Raw genomic sequence first — 21,777 nt, forward strand, 5'->3', positions numbered from 1 at the left:
GACTGGACCTTCACCACCGGCGGCACATACACCACCGACAGTGTCACCTGGAAGTTCACCTCCGGCACCGACACCATCACCCACACCTTCACCGGACGTTGACGTCGGACGGGAGGCGCGGATCACGCGAGCTGGTCGGCTCACGTGATCCGCGCCTCCCGTCTGTACGCTCGTTCCCATGCCGATCCCGGAGACCACCGTCGCGCACCCGACCCCCTTCGTGGAGATCCCGCGTGGCGAGTGGTCGCAGCTCGCTCCGAAGGAGCACCTGTCCCTCACCGAGACCGAGATCGTGCAGCTGCGCGGTCTCGGTGACCGCCTCGACATGCAGGAGGTGCAGGAGGTCTACCTGCCGCTGTCCCGCCTGCTGACGCTCTACGCGGCGGGCGCACGGAACCTGCACGCGTCGACGTCGGCCTTCCTGGGTGACCGAGCCGGGCGGACGCCGTTCGTGATCGGTGTCGCCGGGTCGGTCGCCGTCGGCAAGTCGACCGTCGCACGACTGCTCCGCGAGCTGACGAAGCGCTGGCCGGACACCCCGCGCGTGGAGCTCGTGACCACCGACGGGTTCCTCTACTCCAACGCCGAGCTCGAGCGGCGCGGGATCATGGACCGCAAGGGCTTCCCGGAGTCCTACGACCGCCGGGCCCTGCTGCGCTTCGTGAGCCAGGTGAAGAGCGGCGCGACCGAGGTCCGAGCGCCGTACTACTCGCACCTCGTGTACGACATCGTGCCGGACGCCGAGATCGTGGTACGACAGCCGGACATCCTCATCGTCGAGGGCCTGAACGTGCTCGCGCCGCCGGTGCACGGGCGGCTGGCACTGTCCGACCTCTTCGACTTCACGATCTACGTCGACGCGAAGACGAAGGACATCGAGGCCTGGTACGTCGACCGGTTCCTCGCGCTGCAGGAAGAGGCCTTCGCGAGCCCGGACTCGTTCTTCCACCGGTTCGCCTCGCTCTCCCGGTCGGATGCCGTGCAGACGGCGACCGAGGTGTGGCGGGCGATCAACGAGCCGAACCTCATCGAGAACGTGTTGCCGACGCGCTCCCGGGCGACCCTCGTGTTGAAGAAGGCGGCGGACCACAAGGTGTCGTCGGTGTTGCTCCGCAAGATCTGACGCGCGGGGCGCCGCGGGGCCGCGAGCGGCGCGGGGCGCCGCGGGGCGCGGGGCGCCGCCGGCGGCGGGCCGCTGCACCGAACCACGAATCCGACGTGGAACCGGGCGAGGGGGCTGGTGCGATGTCGCATCCGTGGTTCGACGCGGCTCGGCCGGGCGGCTGCCGCCCGGGCCGCCGGTGCGGCCGGCGCCGCGCGCCGCCGCCGCGGGGCGGCTCGAGCCGCCGCCGCACAAGCAAAGTCCGTCGGAACCACGCATCTGCGTGGTTCCGACGGACTTTGGTTGTGCGAGCGCGCCGAGCGGGCCAGCGCGCGCCAGCGCGCCTACGCCGCGTCGAGCGCCAGGCGCTCGCGCACCACGGCCGCGAGCTCCTCGGCGATCCGCTCGGCATCGGCCTGCGAGGCCGCCTCGACCATGACCCGCACGACGGGCTCGGTGCCGGACGGCCGGAGCAGCACGCGCCCCGCGTCCCCGAGTACGGCGGTCGCAGCGGCGACAGCGTCCTGCACGCCCTGGTCGGCCAGGCCGTGCCGGTCCACCCCGCGCACGTTCACGAGCACCTGCGGGAACACCGTCATGCACGACGCGAGCTGCTCGAGCGTCTTGCCCGTCCGGGCCATCTCGGCGACGAGGTGCAACCCGGTGAGGATGCCGTCGCCGGTGGTCGCGAACTCGTTGAAGATGATGTGGCCGGACTGCTCGCCACCGAGCGAGTACCCGCCCTCGGTCATCTTCTCGAGGACGTAGCGGTCGCCGACACCGGTCTCGAGCATCGTGATGCCCGCGTCCGCCATGGCCCGCTTCAGCCCGAGGTTCGACATCACCGTCGCGACGAGGGTGTCGGACGCCAGGCGCCCGCGCTCCTGCAGCGACAGCGCGAGGATCGCCATGATCTGGTCGCCGTCGATCGCGTTGCCGGCGGCGTCGACCGCGAGGCAGCGGTCCGCGTCACCGTCGTGGGCGATGCCGACGTCCGCACCGTGCGAGAGCACCGCACGGGCGAGGTTGTCGATGTGGGTGGAGCCGACACCGTCGTTGATGTTCATGCCGTCCGGGTCGGCACCGATCAGGGTCACGCGGGCCCCGGCGTTGACGAACACCTCGGGCGAGACACCCGCGGCGGCGCCGTTCGCGCAGTCGAGCACGACGTGGATGCCGTCGAGCCGGTGCGGCAGCGTGCCGAGCAGGTGGACGACGTAGCGGTCCTCGGCGTCGGCGAACCGGGTGATCCGGCCGACGTCGCCACCGGTGGGGGTCGGTGCGGAGTGGTCGTGCATGGCCGCTTCGATGCGGTCCTCGACCTCGTCCGGGAGCTTCCGGCCGCCCGTGGCGAAGAACTTGATCCCGTTGTCGGGAGCGGGGTTGTGCGACGCGGAGATCATCACGCCGAAGTCGGCGTCGATGTCCGCGACGAGGAACGCCGCAGCGGGGGTGGGGATGACCCCGGCGTCGAGCACGTCGACGCCGGCGGAGGCGAGCCCGGCCGCGACCGCGGCACCGAGGAACTCGCCGGAGACGCGCGGGTCGCGCGCGAGGACCGCACGAGGGCGCGGTCGACCGGACGCCCGGCGGGCGTCCGCGTGGTGTCCGTGTGTGAGGACGGCCGCGCTCGCCTGGGCAAGACCCAGTGCGAGCGCGGCCGTCAGCTCGCCGTTGGCGAGACCACGAACCCCGTCGGTACCGAACAGACGCGGCATTGCGATCTTCAGCCGGTGACGACTAGCGCTTCGAGAACTGCGAAGCCTTGCGGGCCTTCTTGAGACCGGCCTTCTTGCGCTCGATGACGCGGGCGTCGCGGGTGAGGAAGCCGGCCTTCTTGAGGGTGGCGCGGTTGTTCTCGCGGTCGATCTCGTTCAGCGAACGGGCGATGGCGAGACGGAGCGCACCAGCCTGACCCGAGGGGCCACCACCGGTGATGCGGGCGACGACGTCGTAGGCGCCGAGCAGCTCGAGCACCTTGAACGGGTCGTTGATGAGCTGCTGGTGCAGCTTGTTCGGGAAGTAGTCCTCGAGCGAGCGGCCGTTCACGACGAACGAGCCGGAGCCCGGGACGAGACGGACGCGTGCGATGGCCTCCTTGCGGCGCCCGACGGCACCGCCCGAGACGTTGAGGATCTGACGGGGAGCAGCCTCGGAAGCGGCGGGTGCGCTCTCCGTGGTGAAGCTCTCCGGGGTCTGGTCGAGGGAGTCAGCGATCTGAGCCATGAGTTTTACCTAGTCCTTGGAAGTCGTCGTGGCCGGAACTACTGTGCGACCTGGTCGAAGGTGTACGCCTTGGGCTGCTGCGCCGAGTGCGGGTGCTCCGCGCCGGCGTAGACCTTCAGCTTCTTGAGCTGCTCGCGACCGAGGGTGTTCTTCGGGAGCATGCCGCGGATCGCCTTCTCGACGGCGCGGGTCGGGTGCTTCTCGAGCATCTCCGGGTAGGAGGTCGCCGTGAGGCCGCCCGGGTACCCCGAGTGGCGGTAGTAGACCTTCTTCGCGAGCTTCGAACCGGTCAGGGCGACCTTGTCGGCGTTCACGATGATGACGTAGTCACCCATGTCCATGTGCTGGGCGAAGGTGGCCTTGTGCTTGCCGCGCAGGAGCGCCGCGGCGTGGGTGGCGAGGCGGCCGAGGACGACGTCGGTCGCGTCGATGACGATCCAGTCGTGCTGGACGTCTGCCGGCTTCGGGGAGAACGTACGAGTCACAGTGGTGCTGCTTTCGTGTCGAGGTGAGGAGTCCGTGAATCCCGCTCCGGTGGGTGTTCACGTGGGAGAACCCGTGTGAACGGCCCGGTGGAGGGCTCATCTGACTGTCCGGCGCACAGAGCGCGCAGACCAAGGTGAGAGCCTACCCGACGCACGTGACGGCGGTCAAACGGAGACAGGACGGACGGGAGGCGCGGTGCCGGCTGGCACCGCGCCTCCCGTCCGGTGCAGCGAACGTCAGCCGAAGAGGCTCCGCAACCACGCGAGCAGGGCGGCGAGCGCCGCCAGCGCGTCCGCGACCGGACCGCCGTGGCCCGGGTTCCCGCTGTGTCCGGGGTCGCCGCCGTGTCCGGGGTTCCCGCCTCCCGGGGTGCCGACGCCCGGCAGGTCGATGCCGACCACGACCGGGTCGTGGTCGCTCGCCCGGTACACGTCGTCCTGGTACAGGTCCGTGACGTTGTAGTCGTACCGGCTGTACTCGAGGCCGACCGACTCGACCGAGTTGATGTTCCAGATGTCCACGCCGGTGACGGTCTCCAGCGCAGCAGGGGACGCGAACACGTGGTCGAGCGAGCCGCTCAGCCCGCTGAAGACGTACGACCACTCGGACGCGTCCTCGGTCGGGCCGAGGTCCGTGTAGCCGGCGTCCTCGAGGGCGACGACCGGGTCCTCCTCGCTGTAGGCGTTGAAGTCGCCGAGCATGAACACCTTGTCGGTCCGCGCCTGGCGCTGCATCGCGGTCGAGAACGTCACGAGCGCCTTCGCCTGCTCGACGCGCGAGTGGTTCGACGCACCCTGCCCGTCGCCCTGGTCGGCGTCGACGCCCTCGCCGGAGCCCTTCGACTTGAAGTGGTTCGCGATGACCAGGAAGGTGTCCTTCGCGCTCGGCTTCTGCGCGCCCTTGCCCTTGCCGGGCTTCGCGACGACCGGGGCGAAGGCCTGCGCGAGCGGCTGGCGGGCGTTCGTGAACGCCGTCGAGTCGGTGAGGATCGTCGACGAGCCGACCGGCTGCACGCGGTCCTTCTTGTAGATGAGCGCGAGGCGGATGACGTCCTCGCTCGACGGGAGCTTCGACGGGGACTTCGCGTACGCCCAGGTGTCCTTGCCGGTCGCGGCGTTGAGCGCGGCCACGAGGGTCGCCACGGCCGCGTCACGGTCCTGGCCGAAGCGCGCCGAGTTCTCGATCTCCTCGAGGGAGACGACGTCGGCGCCGAGGCCGTTGATCGCCTTGACGATCTTCACCTGCTGGCGGGCGAGGTCGTCGGCGTTCGCGGCACCGCGGGCGTCGCAGCCGCCCCGGACGGTCACGGGGTCGCCGTCGCGGTCGGTGTAGTAGGTGCAGCCGGTGAGCTGGTCGCCGGTCGTCGGGAAGTAGTTCAGGACGTTGAACCCGGCGAGGCGGATGTCACCGCCGACGTTCTCCGGGGCTGCGGTGCGGACGTCCGAGAACGACGCCGGCAGGTCGGCAGCCGGGGTGGCGCCGGTGATCGGCGACGTCGGCTGGAACTTCCACGAGTCGTTCCGGTAGTCGAGGACGACCGGCTCGCGGAAGGTCGCCGCGGCACCGACCGTGACCGGGCCCTGCGTGAGCCACGACACCGGGATCGACTGGTTCGCCGCGCTGAGGAAGTTCGTGCTCGCACCGTCGTCGAGGACGACCTTGCGCGCCGCGTTGTCCGCGGTCACGGCGGCGGCCTCGGCACTGCCCGGACGGGCGACCTCGGTCGGCTGGAGCAGGCGCTGCTTCCCCGATGCCAGCACGACCTCGCCGTACTGGTTCGTCGTGTAGTTGTCCGCGACGGTGTAGTCGCCCTGCGGCGCCACGAGCATGCTCTCGAGCGACTCACGCTGTGCGTCGGTGCGCGGGAAGGTCAGTGTGGCCGGGACCGGCTGGACGACCCCCGCGGCGGGGAGCTTCGTCAGGCCGGACGCGGTGGGCACGGTCAGCTCGGTCAGGCCGTTGAACTCGGACACCGTGCCGGTGAGGCGCACCGCGTCCCCGATCGCCACGCTGCCGACGGTCGCCGACGAGTAGACGAAGACGGCGTCGGAGGCGGTGTGCTTCCCGAGGTCGAGCGCGCCGCCGGTGCCGGCGGTCTGGACCGTGTAGCCGTTGAAGCCGCCGGTGGCGTACACCGCGGTGACGACGCCGTCGGTCGTGACGGTCTTCCCGGCGTACGGCGAGGCGTCGCCGGTGCCCTGGAGCTGCGCGATCGTGACCCGTTCGGCCGGGGTCGTGCCGCCGTCACCGGGGTCGGTGGGGTCCGTGGGGTCGGTCGGGTCCGTCGGCTGCGTGGTCTCGCCCGCGGCGTTCTCCGGCGTGACGGTCGTCGTCACCCGGAAGTCGGCGGCGTTCGAGTCGGTGTCGGTCGTGCCCTGACGGGTGAGCGCGTCCGGGACGGCGTTCGCCGTGCCGGTCGGTGCGACCGCGGTCTCGAAGGTGTTCGACGTGCCGTAGCCGAGCAGGTCGACGACGCCGGGGGTGCCCGTCGTCACGGCGCCGGCGGGGAGTGTCAGCGCCGTCGCCTGGTCGGCGAGGACGAGGGTGCCGGTCGAGCCGGAGGGGTTCAGCCCGGTGACGGCGTCCGGCTCGGGCAGCGCCTCGCCGTTCGTGCCGTTCGAGCCCATCTGCACGAGGTAGGTGCCGTGTGCGGGCACGGAGCCGGCGAGCTTGCCGACCGAGGGCGCTCCGGTACCGGTCGCCGCGCGGTACTGCACCGACCAGCCGTCGACGCTGACGGGGCTGTCGGTGGGGTTGCCGAGTTCGACGAACTTGTTCGTGAAGGGCTGGTTCGCGCTGCCGCCCTTGAGGTAGGCCTCGGCGATGACGAGCCCGGTGCCCTGGGGGTTCGCGGTGGCCGTGGAGACGGAGACGAGCGGAGCGGCGACGAGCGCGGCTGCAGCGGCGGCGCACAGCAGAGTGCGCCCGACGGATCTGTGCATGGTCGCACGGTACCGACCTGCGGGGCCCCTCAGGTTTCCGGCGGGTGAACGATCCGTTCCACCCCTGATCGGGGTGCAGGCGGCGGTGCGCGGTGCCCGGGGATCAGGACCCGATCGGCCGCCAGGTGGACCCGACGCGGTGCACGGCCGGCCCGTGTCCGGGGAGCAGGACGTCCGGGATCGGCAGCGCCCGCGCGGACTCGAGCGCTCGTTCCTGGTCGGCCGTGAAGAACGACGTGATCATGCGCGGCCGCGGCTCCCACGACGACGGCTGCGTGTCGTGCCGGCTGACGACGGCGTCCCCGGTGACGATCGCGTTCGCGGCGGGCAGCAGGTAGGCCGTGGACCCGTCGGTGTGCCCGGTGGCCGGCAGCGGCGCGATCGCCCGGCCGACGAAGTCCGCACCCGTGAACGCGCGGGCGGTCGGCACCGCGGTGGGTCGCAGCGCGTCGGAGCGCACTGCGCGGGCGAGCCACCGGAGGACCCGGGGTGCGGCCAGCCGTCCACCGATCTCGGCCGGCGTCACCTGCTGCCGCGCGGGCCCGCGCACGTTGTCGAGCTCGTCGGCGTGGGCGAGCACCTCGACGTGCGGGTACCGCTCGAGGATGCCGGGGATGCCGCCGACGTGGTCGACGTGCCCGTGTGTGACGTACACCCGGCGCAGGTCGTCGAGCTCGTGGCCGGCGTACCGCACGGTGTCGAGCACGAGGTCGGTGTCGGCCGGGTAGCCGGCGTCGATCAGTGCGACACCGTCCTCCTCGGCGAGGACCACCCAGTTCGAGACGGGCCCCTCGACGAACACCACCCCGGGTGCGACGGACACGACGGAGCGGGGTTCGCGGGAGGTCATCCCCCGACGGTACCGCCGTCGCCGGGCGCTCCGCGTCGCGCGCGGGTCTGCGACGCCCGCGCCGCGAGGTCGTCGTCGGCCGGGTACCCGACCTCGGTCAGGGTGAGGCCCTTCGCCGGCGCGACCGTGAACTCGCTCGTCCGAGCCTCGGCGACCCGCAGCTCCTCGAGCCGGTCGGCGCCGAACCGGCCCTCGCCGACGGCGATCGTCGCCCCCACCATCGCGCGCACCATGGAGTGGCAGAAGGCGTCGGCCTGGAGGCGCGCCACCAGCACGCCGTCCGGCTCGCGGTCCCAGCGGAACTCCTGCAACGTCCGGATGGTCGTCGCCCCCTCGCGCGGCTTGCAGAACGTCGCGAAGTCGTGCAGCCCCAGCAGCCGCAGCGCACCGCGCTCCATCGCCGCCGGGTCCAACCGCGTCGGGTGCCAGACCGTGTGCCCCCGTCGACGTGGATCGCGCGGGGCGTCGGCGTCCGCGATCCGGTACGAGTAGCGGCGCCACAGCGGCGAGAACCGGGCGTCGAACCCCTCCGGCGCGACCGAGGCCCGGGTGACGACGACGTCCCCCTCCGGCGCCGCGATGCCGTTCACGCGCTTGACGAGCCCGTCCAACGGCGAGCGCCCCGACCCCCGCTTGGCGGCCAGCGCGTCCCACTGCGCCGGTGTGAGGTCGAGGTGGGCGACCTGCCCGGTGGCGTGCACGCCCGCGTCGGTGCGCCCGGCCACGGTGAGCAGCGGCGGCTCGCCCCACCGGGTGAAGACGGTGGCGAGCGCGGCCTCGAGCGCGCCCTGCACGGTCCGGAGACCCGGCTGCCGGGCCCACCCGGAGAACGCCGCACCGTCGTACGCGATGTCCAACCGCAGCCGCACGCCGCCACCGTCACCGCCGCCCTGCGGGCCCGCCGTCTCGTCCACCAGGCCACCGTACCGGGGCCGGACCGCGCCTCCTGGCCCCCGTGCTGACACGCGCCCCGCCCCGGTGTCAGTGCCACGTCAGTGCCGCGTGAGCGGGCCGCGGCACCATCGTCCTCGACATCGACGAACCACGTCGAGTCACCACGAAAGGACCTGCGCGAATGACCACCACACCGCTCGCGGTCGAGGCCACCGGCCTCGTGAAGACCTTCGGGACGAACCGCGCAGTGGACGGTGTCGACCTCCGCGTGGAGGCCGGCACGGTCTACGGCGTGCTCGGCCCCAACGGCGCCGGCAAGACCACCACCATCTCCATGCTCGCGACGCTGCTCAAGGCGGACGCCGGCGAGGCCCGCATCTTCGGACGGGACGTCCGCCGTGAGGCGCAGGCCGTCCGCTCCCTCATCGGCGTGACCGGCCAGTACGCGAGCGTCGACGAGACGCTCAGCGCGACCGAGAACCTCGTCATCTTCTCGCGCCTGCTCGGCCTGGGCCGCGCCGAGTCGAAGCGGAAGGCCGCCGAGCTGCTCGAGCGCTTCGGGCTGACCGAAGCTGCGTCGCGTCCGTTGAAGAACTTCTCCGGCGGCATGCGTCGTCGTCTCGACCTCGCCGCGAGCCTCATCGCACAGCCCCCGCTGCTGTTCCTGGACGAGCCCACGACGGGTCTCGACCCCCGCACCCGCGCCCAGATGTGGGACACGATCCGGGAGCTCGTCGCGACCGGCTCCACCGTCCTGCTGACGACGCAGTACCTCGACGAGGCCGACCAGCTGGCCGACCGCATCGCCGTGATCGACCACGGCCGCGTCGTCGCCGAGGGCACGGGCGACGAGCTGAAGGCGTCCATCGGGTCGAGCTCGCTCCAGCTCCGGCTGGCCGACCCGCTCCGGCTCGACGCCGCCCGCACCATCGTGCGGAACAGCCTCGGCGTCGACGCGGTGGCCAGCCCCGAGGGCTCGCGCCTCACCGCGCCGATGTCCGACCCGGACCGCGTGACCGACCTGCTCGTGTCGTTCCGCGACGCCGGCATCTCCCTCGCCGAGATGAGCGTGCAGAAGCCGACGCTCGACGAGGTGTTCCTGACCATCACGGGTGCCCCGGCCACCACCGACGACGACACCACGCGCGAGCTCGAAGGGAGCATCGCATGACCACCATCGCCCCCACCCCCACCTCGGCGCCACGGGTCGCCCCACGCCCCGGCATCGGCGGCTCCGGACTCGGCGCGACCGTCCGACAGTCCTTCACGATGGCGTACCGCGGCCTGGTGAAGGTCCGTCGCACGCCCGAGCAGCTGTTCGACGTGACGCTCATGCCGATCGTCTTCACCGTCATGTTCACGTACATCTTCGGCGGCGCGATCGCCGGCGACGTGTCCAGCTACCTGCCCGTCATCATCCCCGGCATCCTCGTGCAGACGAACATCACGTCCTCGATCGTCACCGGTGTCCAGCTCCGCGAGGACATGGACAAGGGCGTGTTCGACCGCTTCAAGTCCCTGCCGATCGCCCGCATCGCGCCGCTCGCCGGTGCGCTGCTCGCCGACACGGTCCGGTACGCGATCGCCACCGCCATCACGTTCACGGTCGGGATCATCATGGGCCTGCGTCCCGAGGGCGGTGCCGCGGCGGTCGTGCTGGCCGGCGTGCTCGTCATCGTCGTCGCCTGGTCGATCAGCTGGATCTTCGCCTACTTCGGCGTGGTCGCCCGCACCGCGTCGAGCGTCTCCGGCATCGCCAACCTGGTGCTCTTCCCGCTGACGTTCCTGTCGAACGCGTTCGTCCCCACGGACACCCTGCCCGGCTGGCTGCGCTGGTTCACCGAGGTCAACCCGATCTCGCACCTCATCACCGCCGTCCGCGAGCTGATCAACCACGGCGCCGTCACCGGTGACCTCTGGATCAGCCTGCTCGGTGCCGCCGTGGTGGTCGCCGTGTTCGCGCCGCTGACGGTCCGCGCCTACATGCGGAAGGCGTAGCGGAGGTCCTCCAGCAGCGTCCTCGCCCGCGCGACGGCCTCGGTCCGGTCCCATCCGGCCGAGGCCGTCTCGGCGTCCGCGACGCGGGCCGCGCCGAGCGCGTCGACGAGGAGCGGTCGGAGCCGTCCGTGGGCGAGCACCGCGAAGTCCTGCCGGGTGCCGAACCGCATCGCGGCACCCCAGCACCGGGCCGCCTCGGCCGGACGGTCGCTGCGCGCCGCCGCGACCGCGAGTCCCGCCAGCGTCGTGCCGATGACGGGCAGGTCGAGCCACCACGGGTGGACTCGGATCATCACGAGTGCGGCCTTCCGGATGCGGCGAGCGACCGCGCGTTCGTCGGCCTGGAGGCGCGGTGCGGCTCCGTCGGGCGCGCCGAGCGCCGCCTCGTCGACCGCTGCGATCCGCGCCGCGCCCGCCATCACGGTCCAGTGCGGTGTCGCCTTCCGGTGCGGCAGCACCCAGTCCCACGCGGCCGTGTACTGCGCGGCAGCGGCATCGAGGTCGCCCTCGAACCGGAGGCACTCCGCGCCGATCGCGACCGCGAGCACGCCGATCTGGGAGCGGTCGCCGTCGAAGCCGCCCCGCCCCGCGACCGGTCGGTGCTCCAGCTCGGCGGCGATCGACCGGGCGGTGTCCACGGCGCCGGTCGCGGCCGAGCAGAGCCCGACGGTCCAGCCGATCTCGTACAGGTCGTCCTCGGCGCCGAAGCGCTCGAGCTGCTCACGGGCGCGGTCGGCGTTCGCGAGGGCGTCCGCGTACCGGCCGGTCTGGGCGAGGAGCTGGGTCATGGTGACGGCCACGGTGCCGATCGTCCACGCGTCCGCGGTGCGCTCCGCGAGGGTCTGCGCCCGGGTGGCGTACCGGAGGGCCGCCGCGAACTCGCCGTCGTTCTCGGCGAGGGGCGCGCTGAGCATGTTGGCGGTGCCGGCCACGCCCTCGTCGGGATCGTCGCGGAGGCGCGCGAGGAGCGCGGTGCCCGCCGCCGGACGCCCGAGCGTCAGGAGCAGGGCCGCCTGTGCGTCGAGCACCGGGAACCCCGTCGTCCCGACACGGCGGAGGCGCCGGAGCGTGGAGATCGCCCAGGCGGCGGTCCGGCGGTCGTCGAACGCCGAGGACGCCCCGGCGACGACGAGTCCGACGTGCACCGCGGCGACGTCCTCGGCCGCGGGCGGACCCGAGCGCAGCACCGCGACCACGTCGGACGCGATCGCGGTGACCTCGCCGTGGGCACCCCGGAGCGTCCAGTAGGCCCCGAGGGCGGCGAAGACGTGCGCGGTCGCCGAGGCGTCGTCGGCGCGGAGGCTCCAGCGGAGCAGGGTCACGAGGTTGTCGGCCTCGCGCTGGACCTCGTGGAAGCGGTCGAGCTGCTCCGGACCGGTGAGCGTGAAGAGGTTCCTGGCGGCGGCGAAGTCCCGCCCCCAGCGGATCATCGCCGTGCGCACCGCCTCGGTGGCGCCGCGTTCGTCGAGCCGTGCGGCCCCGAACTCGCGGACGGTCTCGAGCAGGCGGTAACGGACCGGCTCCCCCTCGACCTCGACGAGCTGCACGAGGGACTGCTCGACGAGTTCGGCAAGGTCGTCGAGCGCATCGTCCCGGCGGTCCGGCGCGGCCACGGCCTCGACGGCGTCGACCGCCAGGCCGTCCGGGAACAGTGCCAGGCGGGTCAGGAGGTCCTGCGCGCCCGCGTCGAGCAGGCGCCAGCTCCACTCGATGACCGCCAGGAGCGTGCGGTGCCGCTCCGGCGCGCTGCGGTCGCCGCCCCGGAGCAGCGCGAAGCGGTCGTCGAGCCGGCGCTCGATCTCGTCGATGCTCATCCCCCGGATCCGCGCCGCGGCCAGCTCGATCGCGAGCGGCGACCCGTCGAGCCGCGTGCAGATGCGGCGGACGGTGTCCACGGGCAGCACGGCCCCGGGTCGGGCGGCCCGGGCGCGCTCGGTGAACAGCCGGACCGCGGCGCCGTCGGCCTCGACAGGGAGGGGCGCGAGGGGCGCCACGACCTCGCCGGCGATCGCGAGCGGTGCACGCGACGTCGTGAGGATCCGGAGGTCGGGGATGCTCGCGAGCAGGTCGGCGGCGAACCCGGCGACGTCGCCGACGAGGTGCTCGCAGTTGTCCAGGACGAGGATCGTCGGGGCCTCCCCGAGCGCCCGCCCCACCCGCGCACGCAGGTCGGCGACGACGACCTCCCGCAGCGCCCGGGCGGAGCGGAACTCGGCCACCCCGAGCAGGGCACCGAGCGCGGGGACGACGTCCTCGGCGGTGGCGATCGGCGCGAGCTCGAACACCACCACGCCGGTGGTCGGCGGCACACCGGCGGCGACCGCCTGCGCGAGGCGGGTCTTGCCGAGCCCACCCGCACCGAGGATCGTGACCAGCCGGTTGCGGGACAGGAGGTCCGTGACGGCGGCGAGGTCCTCCTGCCGTCCGACGAGCGTGTTCGGCGCGGCCCGCAGCCCGACCCGACGAGCACGACCGGAGTCGGCGGCGGACCGGCGGAGCAGATCGGCGTTCAGCCGCACCAGGTCGGCCGAGGGGTCCGCGCCGAGCTCGTCCGCGAGGCGGTCGCGGTGCGTCGCGAACGCGGCGAGCGCCTCGGCGTTCCGGCCGGCGGCGACCAGCGCGCGCATGCACCCGGCGACGGCGACCTCGTCGAACGGGTTCGCCTCGGACTCTGCGAGCCACAGCGCGGCCGCTTCCGCCGCGTCCCCGCGGTCGAGGAGGAGTTCGCCCAGCCGGCGTCGGAGCGCACGGCGGGCGCCGGCCGCGCGGTCGGCGAGCGTGGCGCCGAGGTCCCCGTCGACGTCCGCGCCGGGGTCGCCCCGCCAGCCGTCGAGCGCTGCCCGGACCACCGCGACGTCCTCGCTGGCAGCCGCGCGCTCGGCGGCCGTCAGGTCGACCGAGCCGGGGTCGACCCCGAGTGCGTACCCGGTGCTGGTCGACACGACGACACCGTCGGCCGTACTGCGCCGGAGCCGGGAGACGAGGGTCTGCAGCGCTGCACGGGCACCCCGCGGCTGGTCGTCGCCCCAGAGCTCGTCGATGAGCGCCTCGGTCGTCACGGCGTGTCCGCGCGCGAGCACCAGCGCGACGAGGAACCCCCGCGCCAGGGCCCCGGGCACCGCCGTCGGCGCTCCCGTCGGATCCGCGACGGTCACTGGCCCGAGGACGGCGACGCGCGGCAGTTCGGACACGGTACGAGTCTACGGACGACCGCACGCGTCCGGCCCGGGATCACGTGACCGGGTACCGCCGCCGGAGTTCGGCGTAGCGCGTGTCCCAGTCGAAGGTCGCGATGCCGTCGAGGTCCCCGGCGAGGTCGAGTTCGAGCAGCTCGAGGTACGTGTGCCACCCCGGTGCGTAGTCCCGGCCGCCGACACGGTCGTGCTCGAGCCGGAGGGCGGCACCGTCCTCGACCGGCTCGACCGTGACGGTGATCGTCGTCTCGTGCTCGTCGCGGGCGTGCCAGGTGGTCGTGAACGTGCGCGGAGCGTCGCACGCCGTGACGGTCCCCTCGGTGAAGACCGTGCCGTCGTCGTACCGCGCGAGCCAGCGTCCGCCGAGGTGGAAGTCGCCCTCGTACGGGGCCATCCAGCGCGAGAGCCGTTCGGGGTCGGTGATGGCGTCCCAGAGGTGCTCGACGGTCGTCGGGTAGGTCTGGGCGAATCGGATGAGGTAACCGCCGGAGGGCGAGTCCTCGACGGTGCCGTCGGTGGTGCGCATGTCAGTGCTCCTCGGGATGGACGTCGGCGGGGGCGCCCGGAGCACGTCGGCCCCGGGCGATCTCGGTCGTGAGGGCGTCGAGCCGCTGCCGCCAGAGGGCGCGGTACCGTTCGACGGCGCGGTCGAGTTCCTCGACGGCGCGGGGTTCCAGTCGGTAGACGCGTGCGGTCCCCCGCGGTGCCGCCGTGGCGAACCCGGCGTCGCGCAGGACGCGCAGGTGCCTGGAGACCGCGGGTTGGGAGATGCCGAACTCGGCCCTGATGACGTCGGTCAGCGCACCGGCCGTCCGGTCCCCCTCGGCGAGGAGTTCCGTGAGCCGGCGTCGGACGGGGTCACCGAGGATGTCGAACGCGTGCACGTCGACACTCTATAACCGCAGTGTTATGAAGTCGAGGGTCAGCCGCGGGCGTTCCGGAATGCGGACGGCCCCGTGCGGGTGTCGAGGTCGTTCGTCGCCCGGCGCTCGGACTCCACGATGCCGCGCATCGCCACGAGTGCGGCGGAGGTGACCGCGACGTGCGACGGGTCCTCGCGCGACGCGTCCAGCGCCCGCTCGACCTCGGCGATCGCATCGTCGCCCGCTTCTTCGGGGCACTCGCCGCGGACCATGCACGCGAGCTCACGGAGGGCCGTCGCGAGCGGCTCGGCGAACTCGGGGTCCGGTCGCCCGAGCCCCTCCGACACCGGACCCGACCGCGCGACGAGCTCGGTGAGGTCCGTCGTGTACCAGGCGACCCGCTCGAGGGCACGGAAGCGGGCACCGTCCTGCTCGAGCCGTGCCCGGGACCCACGGAGTGCTCCGCGCGGGTTCAGCCGCCGGCTCTCGTGCGCGATCGACACCCGGGAGCGGACGTCGGCGATGGCACGGTCCAGTCGGTCCTGCTGACGGTCCCAGGCCTTCTCGTCGCGCTCGCCCCCTGCGAGGACCTCGGCGAGCCCGTCCAGGTGGTCCGCGAGCACCTGGTTGACCGCGTCGATCCGGTGCTCGGCGTCCCAGAAGCGCAGGGGCGGGAAGACGAGGAAGTTCACCAGGAGGCCCACCACGACCCCGACGGCCATCTGCACGAGGTACCCGAGCGAGTACCCCTCGGCGTGGGCGCCACCGACGAGCAGGACGAAGAGCGCGGCGGTGGACACCCAGGAGCTGCCCTCGCCGAGGACGCGGAACCCGCCGACGAGCACCCCGATGCCGACCGCCAGCGCGATCGCCAGGAAACCAGGGTCACCGACCCACATCGTGAACCCGGCGATGACGATGCCGAGCGCGATGCCGACGAGCGTCTGGACCCCGCTCCGGATGCCCGCGAACACCGTCGTCTGCATCGCCACGACGGCACCGAGCGGTGCGTAGTACGGGTACTCCGCCGCGACCCCGGGCATGTGTCGCGCGATGAACCACGCGAGCACGGCTGCGACGGCGGCCTTCGCGGCGTGGAGCAGGCGCGGTTGCGTCCCGGAGGTCCGGCTCCACCGCCAGACCCGGGTCCCCACCCCCGCGATGTGCTCGAACTGCATCGGTCCCTCTCGTCGTGTCGGCCGGTCACGATACGGTGCCGCGCCTGTGAGACGGAGCCGGTCCGCGTTCTGCGGCTCGGCCGCCTGTGGGCCAGGAGGAACGGGGCGGGCCCGCACCGCGCCTCCAGGCCGCCGTCCGGTCACCCCCAGGACGCGACGAAGCCCCCGCAACGCGTGTTGCGGGGGCTTCGTCGTGGTGGGGCTGTGACTACTTGTCGTCCGACTTCTCGGCAGCGTCGGCCTCGACCTCGGCAGCTGCCTCGGTCTCGGTCTCCTCGGCGACGGGAGCGGACTCCTCGGTGGTCTCGGTCTCCTCGACCGGGGCCTCGTCGGTGGTGTCCTCGGCGGCGGGCTCCTCGACCGGAGCAGCAGCGGCCGGGGCCGCGTCGCGCTTGACCGGGGCCGGCGTGCTCGACACCGGCTCGAGGACGAGCTCGATCGACGCGAGGGGAGCGTTGTCGCCCTTGCGGAAACCGAGCTTCGTGATGCGGGTGTAGCCGCCCTGACGGTCCTCGACCTGCGGGGCGATCTCGGTGAACAGCGTGTGCACGACGGACTTGTCGCGCAGGATGCTGATCACGCGACGACGCGCGTGCAGGTCGCCACGCTTCGCGAACGTGATGAGACGCTCGGCGACGGGACGGAGGCGCTTGGCCTTCGTCTCGGTGGTCGTGATGCGACCGTGCGTGAAGAGGGCGTTGGCGAGGTTGCTCAGGAGCAGGCGCTCGTGGGCGGGGCCGCCACCGAGGCGGGGGCCCTTGGTGGGCTTCGGCATGTCAGTTCTCCAGTGGTGAAAGTGTTGCGCGCTGCGTCAGCGGCGCGCGTGCGCGTCAGCGCGAGGTCAGTTGTTGGACTCGTCCTCGTCGTACCCGCTGTAGAAGTGGGCGCCGTCGAATCCGGGGACGGTGTCCTTGAGGGACAGGCCGAGCTCGGTGAGCTTGTCCTTGACCTCGTCCACCGACTTCTGACCGAAGTTGCGGATGTTCATGAGCTGCGTCTCCGACAGGGCGACGAGCTCGGACACCGTGTTGATGCCCTCCCGCTTGAGGCAGTTGTAGCTGCGGACCGACAGGTCCAGGTCCTCGATCGGGGTCTGCAGCTCGTTCGAGAGCACGGCGTCGACCGGCGCGGGGCCGATCTCGATGCCCTCGGCCGCGGTGTTGAGCTCGCGGGCGAGCCCGAACAGCTCGACGAGCGTCCGACCGGCCGACGCGATGGCGTCGCGCGGCGTGATGGCCGGCTTCGACTCGACGTCGACGACCAGGCGGTCGAAGTCCGTGCGCTCACCGGCACGCGTCGCCTCGACGCGGTAGGTGACCTTGAGGACCGGCGAGTAGATCGAGTCGATCGGGATCTGACCGGCCTCGCTGAACTCCGAACGGTTCTGCGTCGCCGAGACGTAGCCACGGCCACGCTCGATCGTCAGCTCGAGCTCGAAGCGCGCGGTGTCGTTCAGGGTCGCGATGACGAGGTCCGGGTTGTGGATCTCGACGCCGGCCGGAGCGGAGATGTCCGCTGCGGTGACCTGACCTGCACCCTGCTTGCGCAGGTACGCCGTGATCGGCTCGTCGTGCTCGCTGGAGACGACCAGGCTCTTGATGTTGAGGATGATCTCGGTGACGTCTTCCTTGACACCGGGAACGGTGCTGAACTCGTGGAGGACGCCGTCGATGCGGATGCTGGTGACAGCCGCGCCGGGGATCGAGGAGAGGAGCGTGCGGCGCAGCGAGTTGCCGAGGGTGTAACCGAAGCCCGGCTCGAGCGGCTCGATGACGAAGCGCGAGCGGAACTCGGAGATCGTCTCCTCGGTCAGGGTGGGGCGCTGTGCAATGAGCACTGTGGGATTCCTTTCGGCGGAGTGTCCGCTATATGACACTCGGCGGTACGACGGGGCCGACCGGGCCCCGACGGGTCTGTTGAGTTGTGATCACGCGCACGCGCTTGCCAGGACGGCACGGCCTGCGCGATCGAACGACCAGGAATGGCCGCGGGCCCTGCTCGCTCCCGTCAGGGGACGAGCAGGGCGCGGCCGGTTGCTCCTCGCGTCAGACGCGACGGCGCTTGGGCGGGCGGCACCCGTTGTGCGCCTGCGGCGTGACGTCGTTGATCGAACCCACCTCGAGGCCAGCGGCCTGGAGCGAGCGGATCGCGGTCTCGCGGCCCGAACCCGGACCCTTCACGAAGACGTCGACCTTCTTGACGCCGTGCTCCTGCGCCTGACGCGCAGCGGACTCGGCGGCGAGCTGCGCCGCGAACGGCGTCGACTTGCGCGAACCCTTGAAGCCCACGGCACCCGAGGACGCCCAGCTGAGGACGGCACCCGACGGGTCGGTGATGCTGACGATCGTGTTGTTGAACGTGCTCTTGATGTGGGCCTGGCCCACGGCGACGTTCTTCTTCTCCTTGCGGCGCGGCTTGCGCGCGGCAGTCTTGGGGGTAGCCATCGGGGTCTCCTATCGAGCCTTCTTCTTGCCTGCCACGGTGCGCTTCGGTCCCTTGCGGGTACGCGCGTTGGTCTTGGTGCGCTGACCGCGCACCGGGAGACCACGACGGTGGCGAAGACCCTCGTAGCTACCGATCTCGACCTTGCGGCGGATGTCGGCTGCGACCTCACGGCGGAGGTCACCCTCCACCTTGAAGTTGCCCTCGATGAAGTCACGGAGGGCGACGAGCTGGTCGTCGGTCAGGTCCTTGACGCGGATGTCACCGGAGATACCGGTCTCGGCGAGTGCCTGGACCGCGCGGGTACGGCCGACGCCGTAGATGTACGTGAGTGCGATCTCCACGCGCTTCTCGCGCGGGATGTCGACGCCTGCTAGACGTGCCATGTGATGGCTGCTCCTGTTGTCGATGGAGGTGTGGAGCAGTACCGGTGCTCGGGCCTCCGACCCGAGGTGTCCCCGCTCGCGCGGATCTTGGTACTGCGTTCGATGTTGAGTTGTGGATCCTGCTCGCAGCCGCCCGAGGGCGATCGCGTCAGGCAGCCGGGACTAGCCCTGGCGCTGCTTGTGACGCGGGTTGCTCTTGCAGATCACCATGACGCGGCCCTTGCGGCGAATGACACGGCAGTGCTCGCAGATGGGCTTGACGCTGGGGTTGACCTTCATTGTTCTTTCCTCGTGCTCGCTGGCTTCGTGCTCGGCAGGGTTGCCGGGCCGTTCCTTTCCAGCTCGCGGATCACTTGTAGCGGTAGACGATCCGGCCGCGGGTCAGGTCGTACGGGCTCAGCTCCACGATCACGCGGTCCTCGGGGAGGATGCGGATGTAGTGCTGGCGCATCTTCCCGGAGATGTGCGCAAGGACCTTGTGTCCGTTGGTCAGCTCAACGCGGAACATCGCGTTGGGCAGAGCTTCGAGCACCGAGCCCTCGATCTCGATGACGCCGTCTTTCTTGGCCATAGCCTCACTGTCGCTTGGTTGGATTACCGGTGTGATCCCCGAGCCGGTCTGCGGGTCGGGCGCCACGCCCAGTAGGCATGACACACCAAAGATCGATCCTATGTGGTAAACCCAGGATTGCCAAGTGGAGACGGCGAAGTCCCCACGTCTGGGGCTTCACAGCGCTGTCTGAGCGTTCCACAGTGGTTTGACGGCGCGCTCCGGGGTCCCGTTGGTCACCGGCCCCTAGCGTAGCCGTCGCCCCCGCCCGTGCAGACCGCGCCGCACGGACCACCGAACGGAGACCACGTGCCCGACGCCACCCGACGCCCGTTCGCCCGCCACGGCCGCCTCCCGCGCCGCCGCGGATGGGGCACGCTCGCGTCGATCGTGGCGTCCACCCTCGCCGTCGTCCTCGTCAGCGGGACGAGCGTCGCCGCCATCGCGGGTGCGCAGCTCGCCACGGCGCCGAGGACGGTCAAGCTCAGCACGGACGACCAGAGCACCGCGCAGACGGCCGACATCACGGCCATCAAGGGCGGTGCGAACATCCTGCTCATCGGCAGCGACACCCGCATCGGACAGTTCGACTCGGACGAGGACGTCGAGGGCGCCCGCAACGACGTCACGATGCTGATCCACATCTCGCAGGACCACACCCAGCTGACCGCGGTGAGCTTCCCGCGCGACCTCATGGTGCCGATCCCGGCGTGCACGAACCCCGAGAGCGGGACCACGTACCCGGCGGCCACGTCCGCGCAGTTCAACACGGCACTCGGGAACGGCGGGGTCTCGTGCGTCGTCGACACCGTCGAGAACCTCACCGGCCTGAGCATCCCGTACGCCGGGCTCATCACGTTCGACGGCGTCATCGAGATGTCGAACGCCCTCGGCGGCGTGGACGTGTGCGTCGCGGACCCGATCAACGACTCCTACACGAACCTGCACCTGACGGCCGGCTCGCACAAGCTCGAGGGCACGGACGCGCTCGCGTTCCTCCGCACCCGGCACGGCGTCGGCGACGGGAGCGACCTCGCGCGCATCAGCTCGCAGCAGGTGTTCCTGTCGGCCCTGCTGCGCAAGGTCACCTCGGACGGGACGCTCTCGAACCCGATCACGCTCTACAAGCTCGCCGGAGCCGCGCTGTCGAACATGACGCTGTCCGACGGCCTCGCCCAGGCGCGCACGCTCGTCGGACTGGCCGGGGCCCTGCGCGGGATGAGCACGGCGAACATGCTCTTCGTGCAGTACCCGGTCGCGGACGACCCCGAGGACAGCGCGCGCGTGATCGTCGACCAGGACGCCGCCCACACCCTCAACGTCGCGCTGCAGAACGACCAGAAGACCTCGCTGAGCGACTCGAGCACGGGGCGTGCGTCGGAGGAGTCCTCCGGGTCGAGCGGGACGGCGACCGCTGCTCCGTCCACGGGGACCTCGACCGGGACATCGTCGGCCGGTGGGTCCTCGGCCGAGACGTCCTCGGGGACCGCGGCCGGCACCGGCACGGCGTCCGGATCGGCGTCCGGCACCGCCACGAGCGCCGCGACCGGTTCGGCGACGCCGCTGCCCTCGTCGATCACCGGACAGAGCGCGTCTGAGGAGACCTGCTCCGTCGGCAACGACTGAGACCGGCGCGCTGCGCCCGTCGCACGGCGTGCGCGGGTGCGCACGCTGACGACGAGTGCACGTGGTCCACACGGCGCAGACGTCGTGGACGTGCGCAGGTGCGGACCGGAGGCGCGTGGCGGGGCCGCACCGCGCCTCCTGGCCGTCCGACGGGACCGGACGCGACGGCGCTCACGCGCCGGGTCAGGCAGTGCCGCCTGCGGGAGACGCGACCGACGGGAGGCGCGACCTACGGGATCGGGACCGGCGTCACACCCAGCGGGGCGAGGCCCGCAGCACCGCCGTCGGCCGCCGTCAGCACCCAGATGCCGTCGGCGTGCACCGCGATGCTGTGCTCCCAGTGCGCCGCGTCGGAACCGTCGAGCGTGCGGACGGTCCAGTCGTCGTCGTCCGTCGAGCTGTCGATCGTGCCGGCCGTGACCATCGGCTCGATCGCGACCACGAGTCCGGGCTTGACCGCCGGACCGGCACCGCGGACGCGGTAGTTGAAGACGGGCGGGTCCTCGTGCATCGAGCGGCCGATGCCGTGGCCGGTGTAGTCCTCGACGATGCCCCACGCGCCGGTCTCGTCGATGGCGTCCTCGATGACGGCGCCGACCTCGTGCAGGTGCTTCGCGTGCGCGAGCGCAGCGATGCCGTGCCAGAGCGCGCGCTCGGTGGTGTCCGAGAGCGTCTGCCGGGCCGCACTGACACCGGCGTCACCACCCGGGACGACGACCGTGAAGGCACTGTCACCGTTCCAGCCGTCGACCTCGGCACCGGCGTCGACCGACACGACGTCACCGGGCTGGAGCACACGCTCCCCCGGGATCCCGTGCACGATCTCGTCGTTCACCGACACGCAGAGCGTGTGCCGGTAGCCCGGGACGAGCTGGAAGTTCGGGATGCCGCCGCCGTCACGGATGACCCGCTCGGCGATCGCGTCGAGCTCGCCCGTGGTGATGCCCGGACGGATCGCGTCGCGGACCGCCGCCAGTGCGTCGTGGGTCAGCAGACCCGGACGCACCATGGCGCGGAGCTCGTCCGGCGTCTTGTAGATC

Annotated in this window: 21 protein-coding genes; 4 read left to right on the forward strand and 17 right to left on the reverse strand. The window is 71.8% G+C overall.

Annotation, left to right across the window (positions count from 1 at the left end; genetic code table 11):
- Nucleotides 1-178: 178 nt before the first annotated feature.
- Entirely contained in the window at nucleotides 179-1,123 is a 945-nt protein-coding gene (gene coaA / locus ACIPKM_RS05775; protein ID WP_071295218.1) for a type I pantothenate kinase, read from the forward strand.
- Nucleotides 1,124-1,446: 323 nt separating this feature from the next.
- Here coaA and glmM read toward each other — a convergent pair whose 3' ends face one another.
- The 6 genes from glmM to ACIPKM_RS05805 all read right to left on the reverse strand — a co-directional run bounded on the left by glmM (nucleotide 1,447) and on the right by ACIPKM_RS05805 (nucleotide 8,520).
- A complete protein-coding gene (glmM, locus tag ACIPKM_RS05780; RefSeq protein WP_071295217.1) occupies nucleotides 1,447-2,820 on the reverse strand; it encodes a phosphoglucosamine mutase in 1,374 nt (457 codons plus the stop codon).
- Nucleotides 2,821-2,842: 22 nt separating this feature from the next.
- The gene (gene rpsI / locus ACIPKM_RS05785; protein ID WP_022906971.1) at nucleotides 2,843-3,328 is read right to left on the reverse strand and encodes a 30S ribosomal protein S9; all 486 of its coding nucleotides are present in this window, start codon (nucleotides 3,326-3,328) and stop codon (nucleotides 2,843-2,845) included.
- Nucleotides 3,329-3,366: 38 nt separating this feature from the next.
- Nucleotides 3,367-3,813, reverse strand: coding sequence for a 50S ribosomal protein L13 (gene rplM / locus ACIPKM_RS05790; protein ID WP_022906970.1), 447 nt, complete (start codon nucleotides 3,811-3,813; stop codon nucleotides 3,367-3,369).
- A 237-nt stretch (nucleotides 3,814-4,050) separates the two neighbouring features.
- The gene (locus ACIPKM_RS05795; RefSeq protein ID WP_402736356.1) at nucleotides 4,051-6,756 is read right to left on the reverse strand and encodes an ExeM/NucH family extracellular endonuclease; all 2,706 of its coding nucleotides are present in this window, start codon (nucleotides 6,754-6,756) and stop codon (nucleotides 4,051-4,053) included.
- A 103-nt stretch (nucleotides 6,757-6,859) separates the two neighbouring features.
- Nucleotides 6,860-7,606 (reverse strand): MBL fold metallo-hydrolase, encoded by a 747-nt coding sequence (locus tag ACIPKM_RS05800; RefSeq protein WP_071302495.1) that lies wholly within the window; start codon nucleotides 7,604-7,606, stop codon nucleotides 6,860-6,862.
- Entirely contained in the window at nucleotides 7,603-8,520 is a 918-nt protein-coding gene (locus ACIPKM_RS05805; protein ID WP_402736357.1) for a tRNA pseudouridine synthase A, read from the reverse strand. The genes ACIPKM_RS05800 and ACIPKM_RS05805 overlap by 4 nt, the downstream gene beginning before the upstream one ends.
- A 161-nt stretch (nucleotides 8,521-8,681) precedes the next feature.
- On the opposite strand from ACIPKM_RS05805, the gene ACIPKM_RS05810 reads away from it, so the two are divergent.
- Both ACIPKM_RS05810 and ACIPKM_RS05815 read left to right on the forward strand, forming a co-directional pair.
- Nucleotides 8,682-9,671: an ATP-binding cassette domain-containing protein gene (locus tag ACIPKM_RS05810; RefSeq protein ID WP_071295214.1), complete on the forward strand. Its 990-nt coding sequence runs from the start codon at nucleotides 8,682-8,684 to the stop codon at nucleotides 9,669-9,671.
- On the forward strand, nucleotides 9,668-10,498 hold the full coding sequence (locus ACIPKM_RS05815; RefSeq protein ID WP_070417694.1) for an ABC transporter permease: 831 nt from the start codon (nucleotides 9,668-9,670) through the stop codon (nucleotides 10,496-10,498). Before ACIPKM_RS05810 ends, ACIPKM_RS05815 begins: the two co-directional genes overlap by 4 nt.
- Here ACIPKM_RS05815 and ACIPKM_RS05820 read toward each other — a convergent pair.
- From ACIPKM_RS05820 to infA, 10 genes are all read right to left on the reverse strand, one after another.
- Nucleotides 10,480-13,689 (reverse strand): BTAD domain-containing putative transcriptional regulator, encoded by a 3,210-nt coding sequence (locus tag ACIPKM_RS05820; protein ID WP_402736358.1) that lies wholly within the window; start codon nucleotides 13,687-13,689, stop codon nucleotides 10,480-10,482. The two genes, ACIPKM_RS05815 and ACIPKM_RS05820, sit on opposite strands and share 19 nt — an antisense overlap.
- A gap of 40 nt (nucleotides 13,690-13,729) precedes the next feature.
- Nucleotides 13,730-14,218: an SRPBCC domain-containing protein gene (locus ACIPKM_RS05825; RefSeq protein WP_402736359.1), complete on the reverse strand. Its 489-nt coding sequence runs from the start codon at nucleotides 14,216-14,218 to the stop codon at nucleotides 13,730-13,732.
- Nucleotide 14,219: 1 nt separating this feature from the next.
- On the reverse strand, nucleotides 14,220-14,576 hold the full coding sequence (locus ACIPKM_RS05830) for an ArsR/SmtB family transcription factor (protein WP_402736360.1): 357 nt from the start codon (nucleotides 14,574-14,576) through the stop codon (nucleotides 14,220-14,222).
- Between the two features lie 38 nt (nucleotides 14,577-14,614).
- The gene (locus ACIPKM_RS05835; RefSeq protein ID WP_402736361.1) at nucleotides 14,615-15,733 is read right to left on the reverse strand and encodes an aromatic acid exporter family protein; all 1,119 of its coding nucleotides are present in this window, start codon (nucleotides 15,731-15,733) and stop codon (nucleotides 14,615-14,617) included.
- 208 nt (nucleotides 15,734-15,941) lie between these two features.
- Complete coding sequence (gene rplQ / locus ACIPKM_RS05840) at nucleotides 15,942-16,508, reverse strand: 50S ribosomal protein L17 (RefSeq protein WP_070417691.1); 567 nt, start codon at nucleotides 16,506-16,508, stop codon at nucleotides 15,942-15,944.
- 66 nt (nucleotides 16,509-16,574) lie between these two features.
- Nucleotides 16,575-17,570 (reverse strand): DNA-directed RNA polymerase subunit alpha, encoded by a 996-nt coding sequence (locus ACIPKM_RS05845; RefSeq protein ID WP_022906362.1) that lies wholly within the window; start codon nucleotides 17,568-17,570, stop codon nucleotides 16,575-16,577.
- Nucleotides 17,571-17,778: 208 nt separating this feature from the next.
- Nucleotides 17,779-18,177, reverse strand: a complete 399-nt coding sequence (rpsK, locus tag ACIPKM_RS05850) for a 30S ribosomal protein S11 (RefSeq protein ID WP_017885507.1) — start codon at nucleotides 18,175-18,177, stop codon at nucleotides 17,779-17,781.
- 9 nt (nucleotides 18,178-18,186) lie between these two features.
- The gene (gene rpsM, locus ACIPKM_RS05855) at nucleotides 18,187-18,561 is read right to left on the reverse strand and encodes a 30S ribosomal protein S13 (RefSeq protein ID WP_058728274.1); all 375 of its coding nucleotides are present in this window, start codon (nucleotides 18,559-18,561) and stop codon (nucleotides 18,187-18,189) included.
- A gap of 162 nt (nucleotides 18,562-18,723) precedes the next feature.
- Entirely contained in the window at nucleotides 18,724-18,840 is a 117-nt protein-coding gene (rpmJ, locus tag ACIPKM_RS05860; RefSeq protein ID WP_022903266.1) for a 50S ribosomal protein L36, read from the reverse strand.
- Between the two features lie 70 nt (nucleotides 18,841-18,910).
- Nucleotides 18,911-19,132, reverse strand: a complete 222-nt coding sequence (infA, locus tag ACIPKM_RS05865) for a translation initiation factor IF-1 (RefSeq protein WP_017885509.1) — start codon at nucleotides 19,130-19,132, stop codon at nucleotides 18,911-18,913.
- Nucleotides 19,133-19,420: 288 nt separating this feature from the next.
- Between infA and ACIPKM_RS05870 the strand changes: the two genes are divergently transcribed.
- Complete coding sequence (locus tag ACIPKM_RS05870; RefSeq protein WP_092385287.1) at nucleotides 19,421-20,737, forward strand: LCP family protein; 1,317 nt, start codon at nucleotides 19,421-19,423, stop codon at nucleotides 20,735-20,737.
- Between the two features lie 229 nt (nucleotides 20,738-20,966).
- On the opposite strand, the gene map is transcribed toward ACIPKM_RS05870, so the two are convergent.
- Entirely contained in the window at nucleotides 20,967-21,746 is a 780-nt protein-coding gene (map, locus tag ACIPKM_RS05875) for a type I methionyl aminopeptidase (protein WP_070419353.1), read from the reverse strand.
- Between the last annotated feature and the right edge of the window lie 31 nt (nucleotides 21,747-21,777).

The sequence above is a fragment of the Curtobacterium sp. NPDC086286 genome (assembly GCF_044746255.1).
GTDB lineage: Bacteria > Actinomycetota > Actinomycetes > Actinomycetales > Microbacteriaceae > Curtobacterium.

Excerpts from the sequence above, each read along its gene's own strand:
- rplQ (WP_070417691.1), bottom strand. The coding sequence starts at position 16,508 with ATGCCGAAGCCCACCAAGGGCCCCCGCCTCGGTGGCGGCCCCGCCCAC.
- rpmJ (WP_022903266.1), bottom strand. The coding sequence starts at position 18,840 with ATGAAGGTCAACCCCAGCGTCAAGCCCATCTGCGAGCACTGCCGTGTC.
- ACIPKM_RS05810 (WP_071295214.1), top strand. The coding sequence starts at position 8,682 with ATGACCACCACACCGCTCGCGGTCGAGGCCACCGGCCTCGTGAAGACC.
- map (WP_070419353.1), bottom strand. The coding sequence starts at position 21,746 with ATGGTGCGTCCGGGTCTGCTGACCCACGACGCACTGGCGGCGGTCCGC.
- ACIPKM_RS05825 (WP_402736359.1), bottom strand. The coding sequence starts at position 14,218 with ATGCGCACCACCGACGGCACCGTCGAGGACTCGCCCTCCGGCGGTTAC.
- rpsK (WP_017885507.1), bottom strand. The coding sequence starts at position 18,177 with ATGGCTACCCCCAAGACTGCCGCGCGCAAGCCGCGCCGCAAGGAGAAG.
- coaA (WP_071295218.1), top strand. The coding sequence starts at position 179 with ATGCCGATCCCGGAGACCACCGTCGCGCACCCGACCCCCTTCGTGGAG.
- rpsM (WP_058728274.1), bottom strand. The coding sequence starts at position 18,561 with ATGGCACGTCTAGCAGGCGTCGACATCCCGCGCGAGAAGCGCGTGGAG.
- rpsI (WP_022906971.1), bottom strand. The coding sequence starts at position 3,328 with ATGGCTCAGATCGCTGACTCCCTCGACCAGACCCCGGAGAGCTTCACC.
- ACIPKM_RS05800 (WP_071302495.1), bottom strand. The coding sequence starts at position 7,606 with ATGACCTCCCGCGAACCCCGCTCCGTCGTGTCCGTCGCACCCGGGGTG.
- ACIPKM_RS05795 (WP_402736356.1), bottom strand. The coding sequence starts at position 6,756 with ATGCACAGATCCGTCGGGCGCACTCTGCTGTGCGCCGCCGCTGCAGCC.
- ACIPKM_RS05815 (WP_070417694.1), top strand. The coding sequence starts at position 9,668 with ATGACCACCATCGCCCCCACCCCCACCTCGGCGCCACGGGTCGCCCCA.
- glmM (WP_071295217.1), bottom strand. The coding sequence starts at position 2,820 with ATGCCGCGTCTGTTCGGTACCGACGGGGTTCGTGGTCTCGCCAACGGC.
- ACIPKM_RS05835 (WP_402736361.1), bottom strand. The coding sequence starts at position 15,733 with ATGCAGTTCGAGCACATCGCGGGGGTGGGGACCCGGGTCTGGCGGTGG.
- infA (WP_017885509.1), bottom strand. The coding sequence starts at position 19,132 with ATGGCCAAGAAAGACGGCGTCATCGAGATCGAGGGCTCGGTGCTCGAA.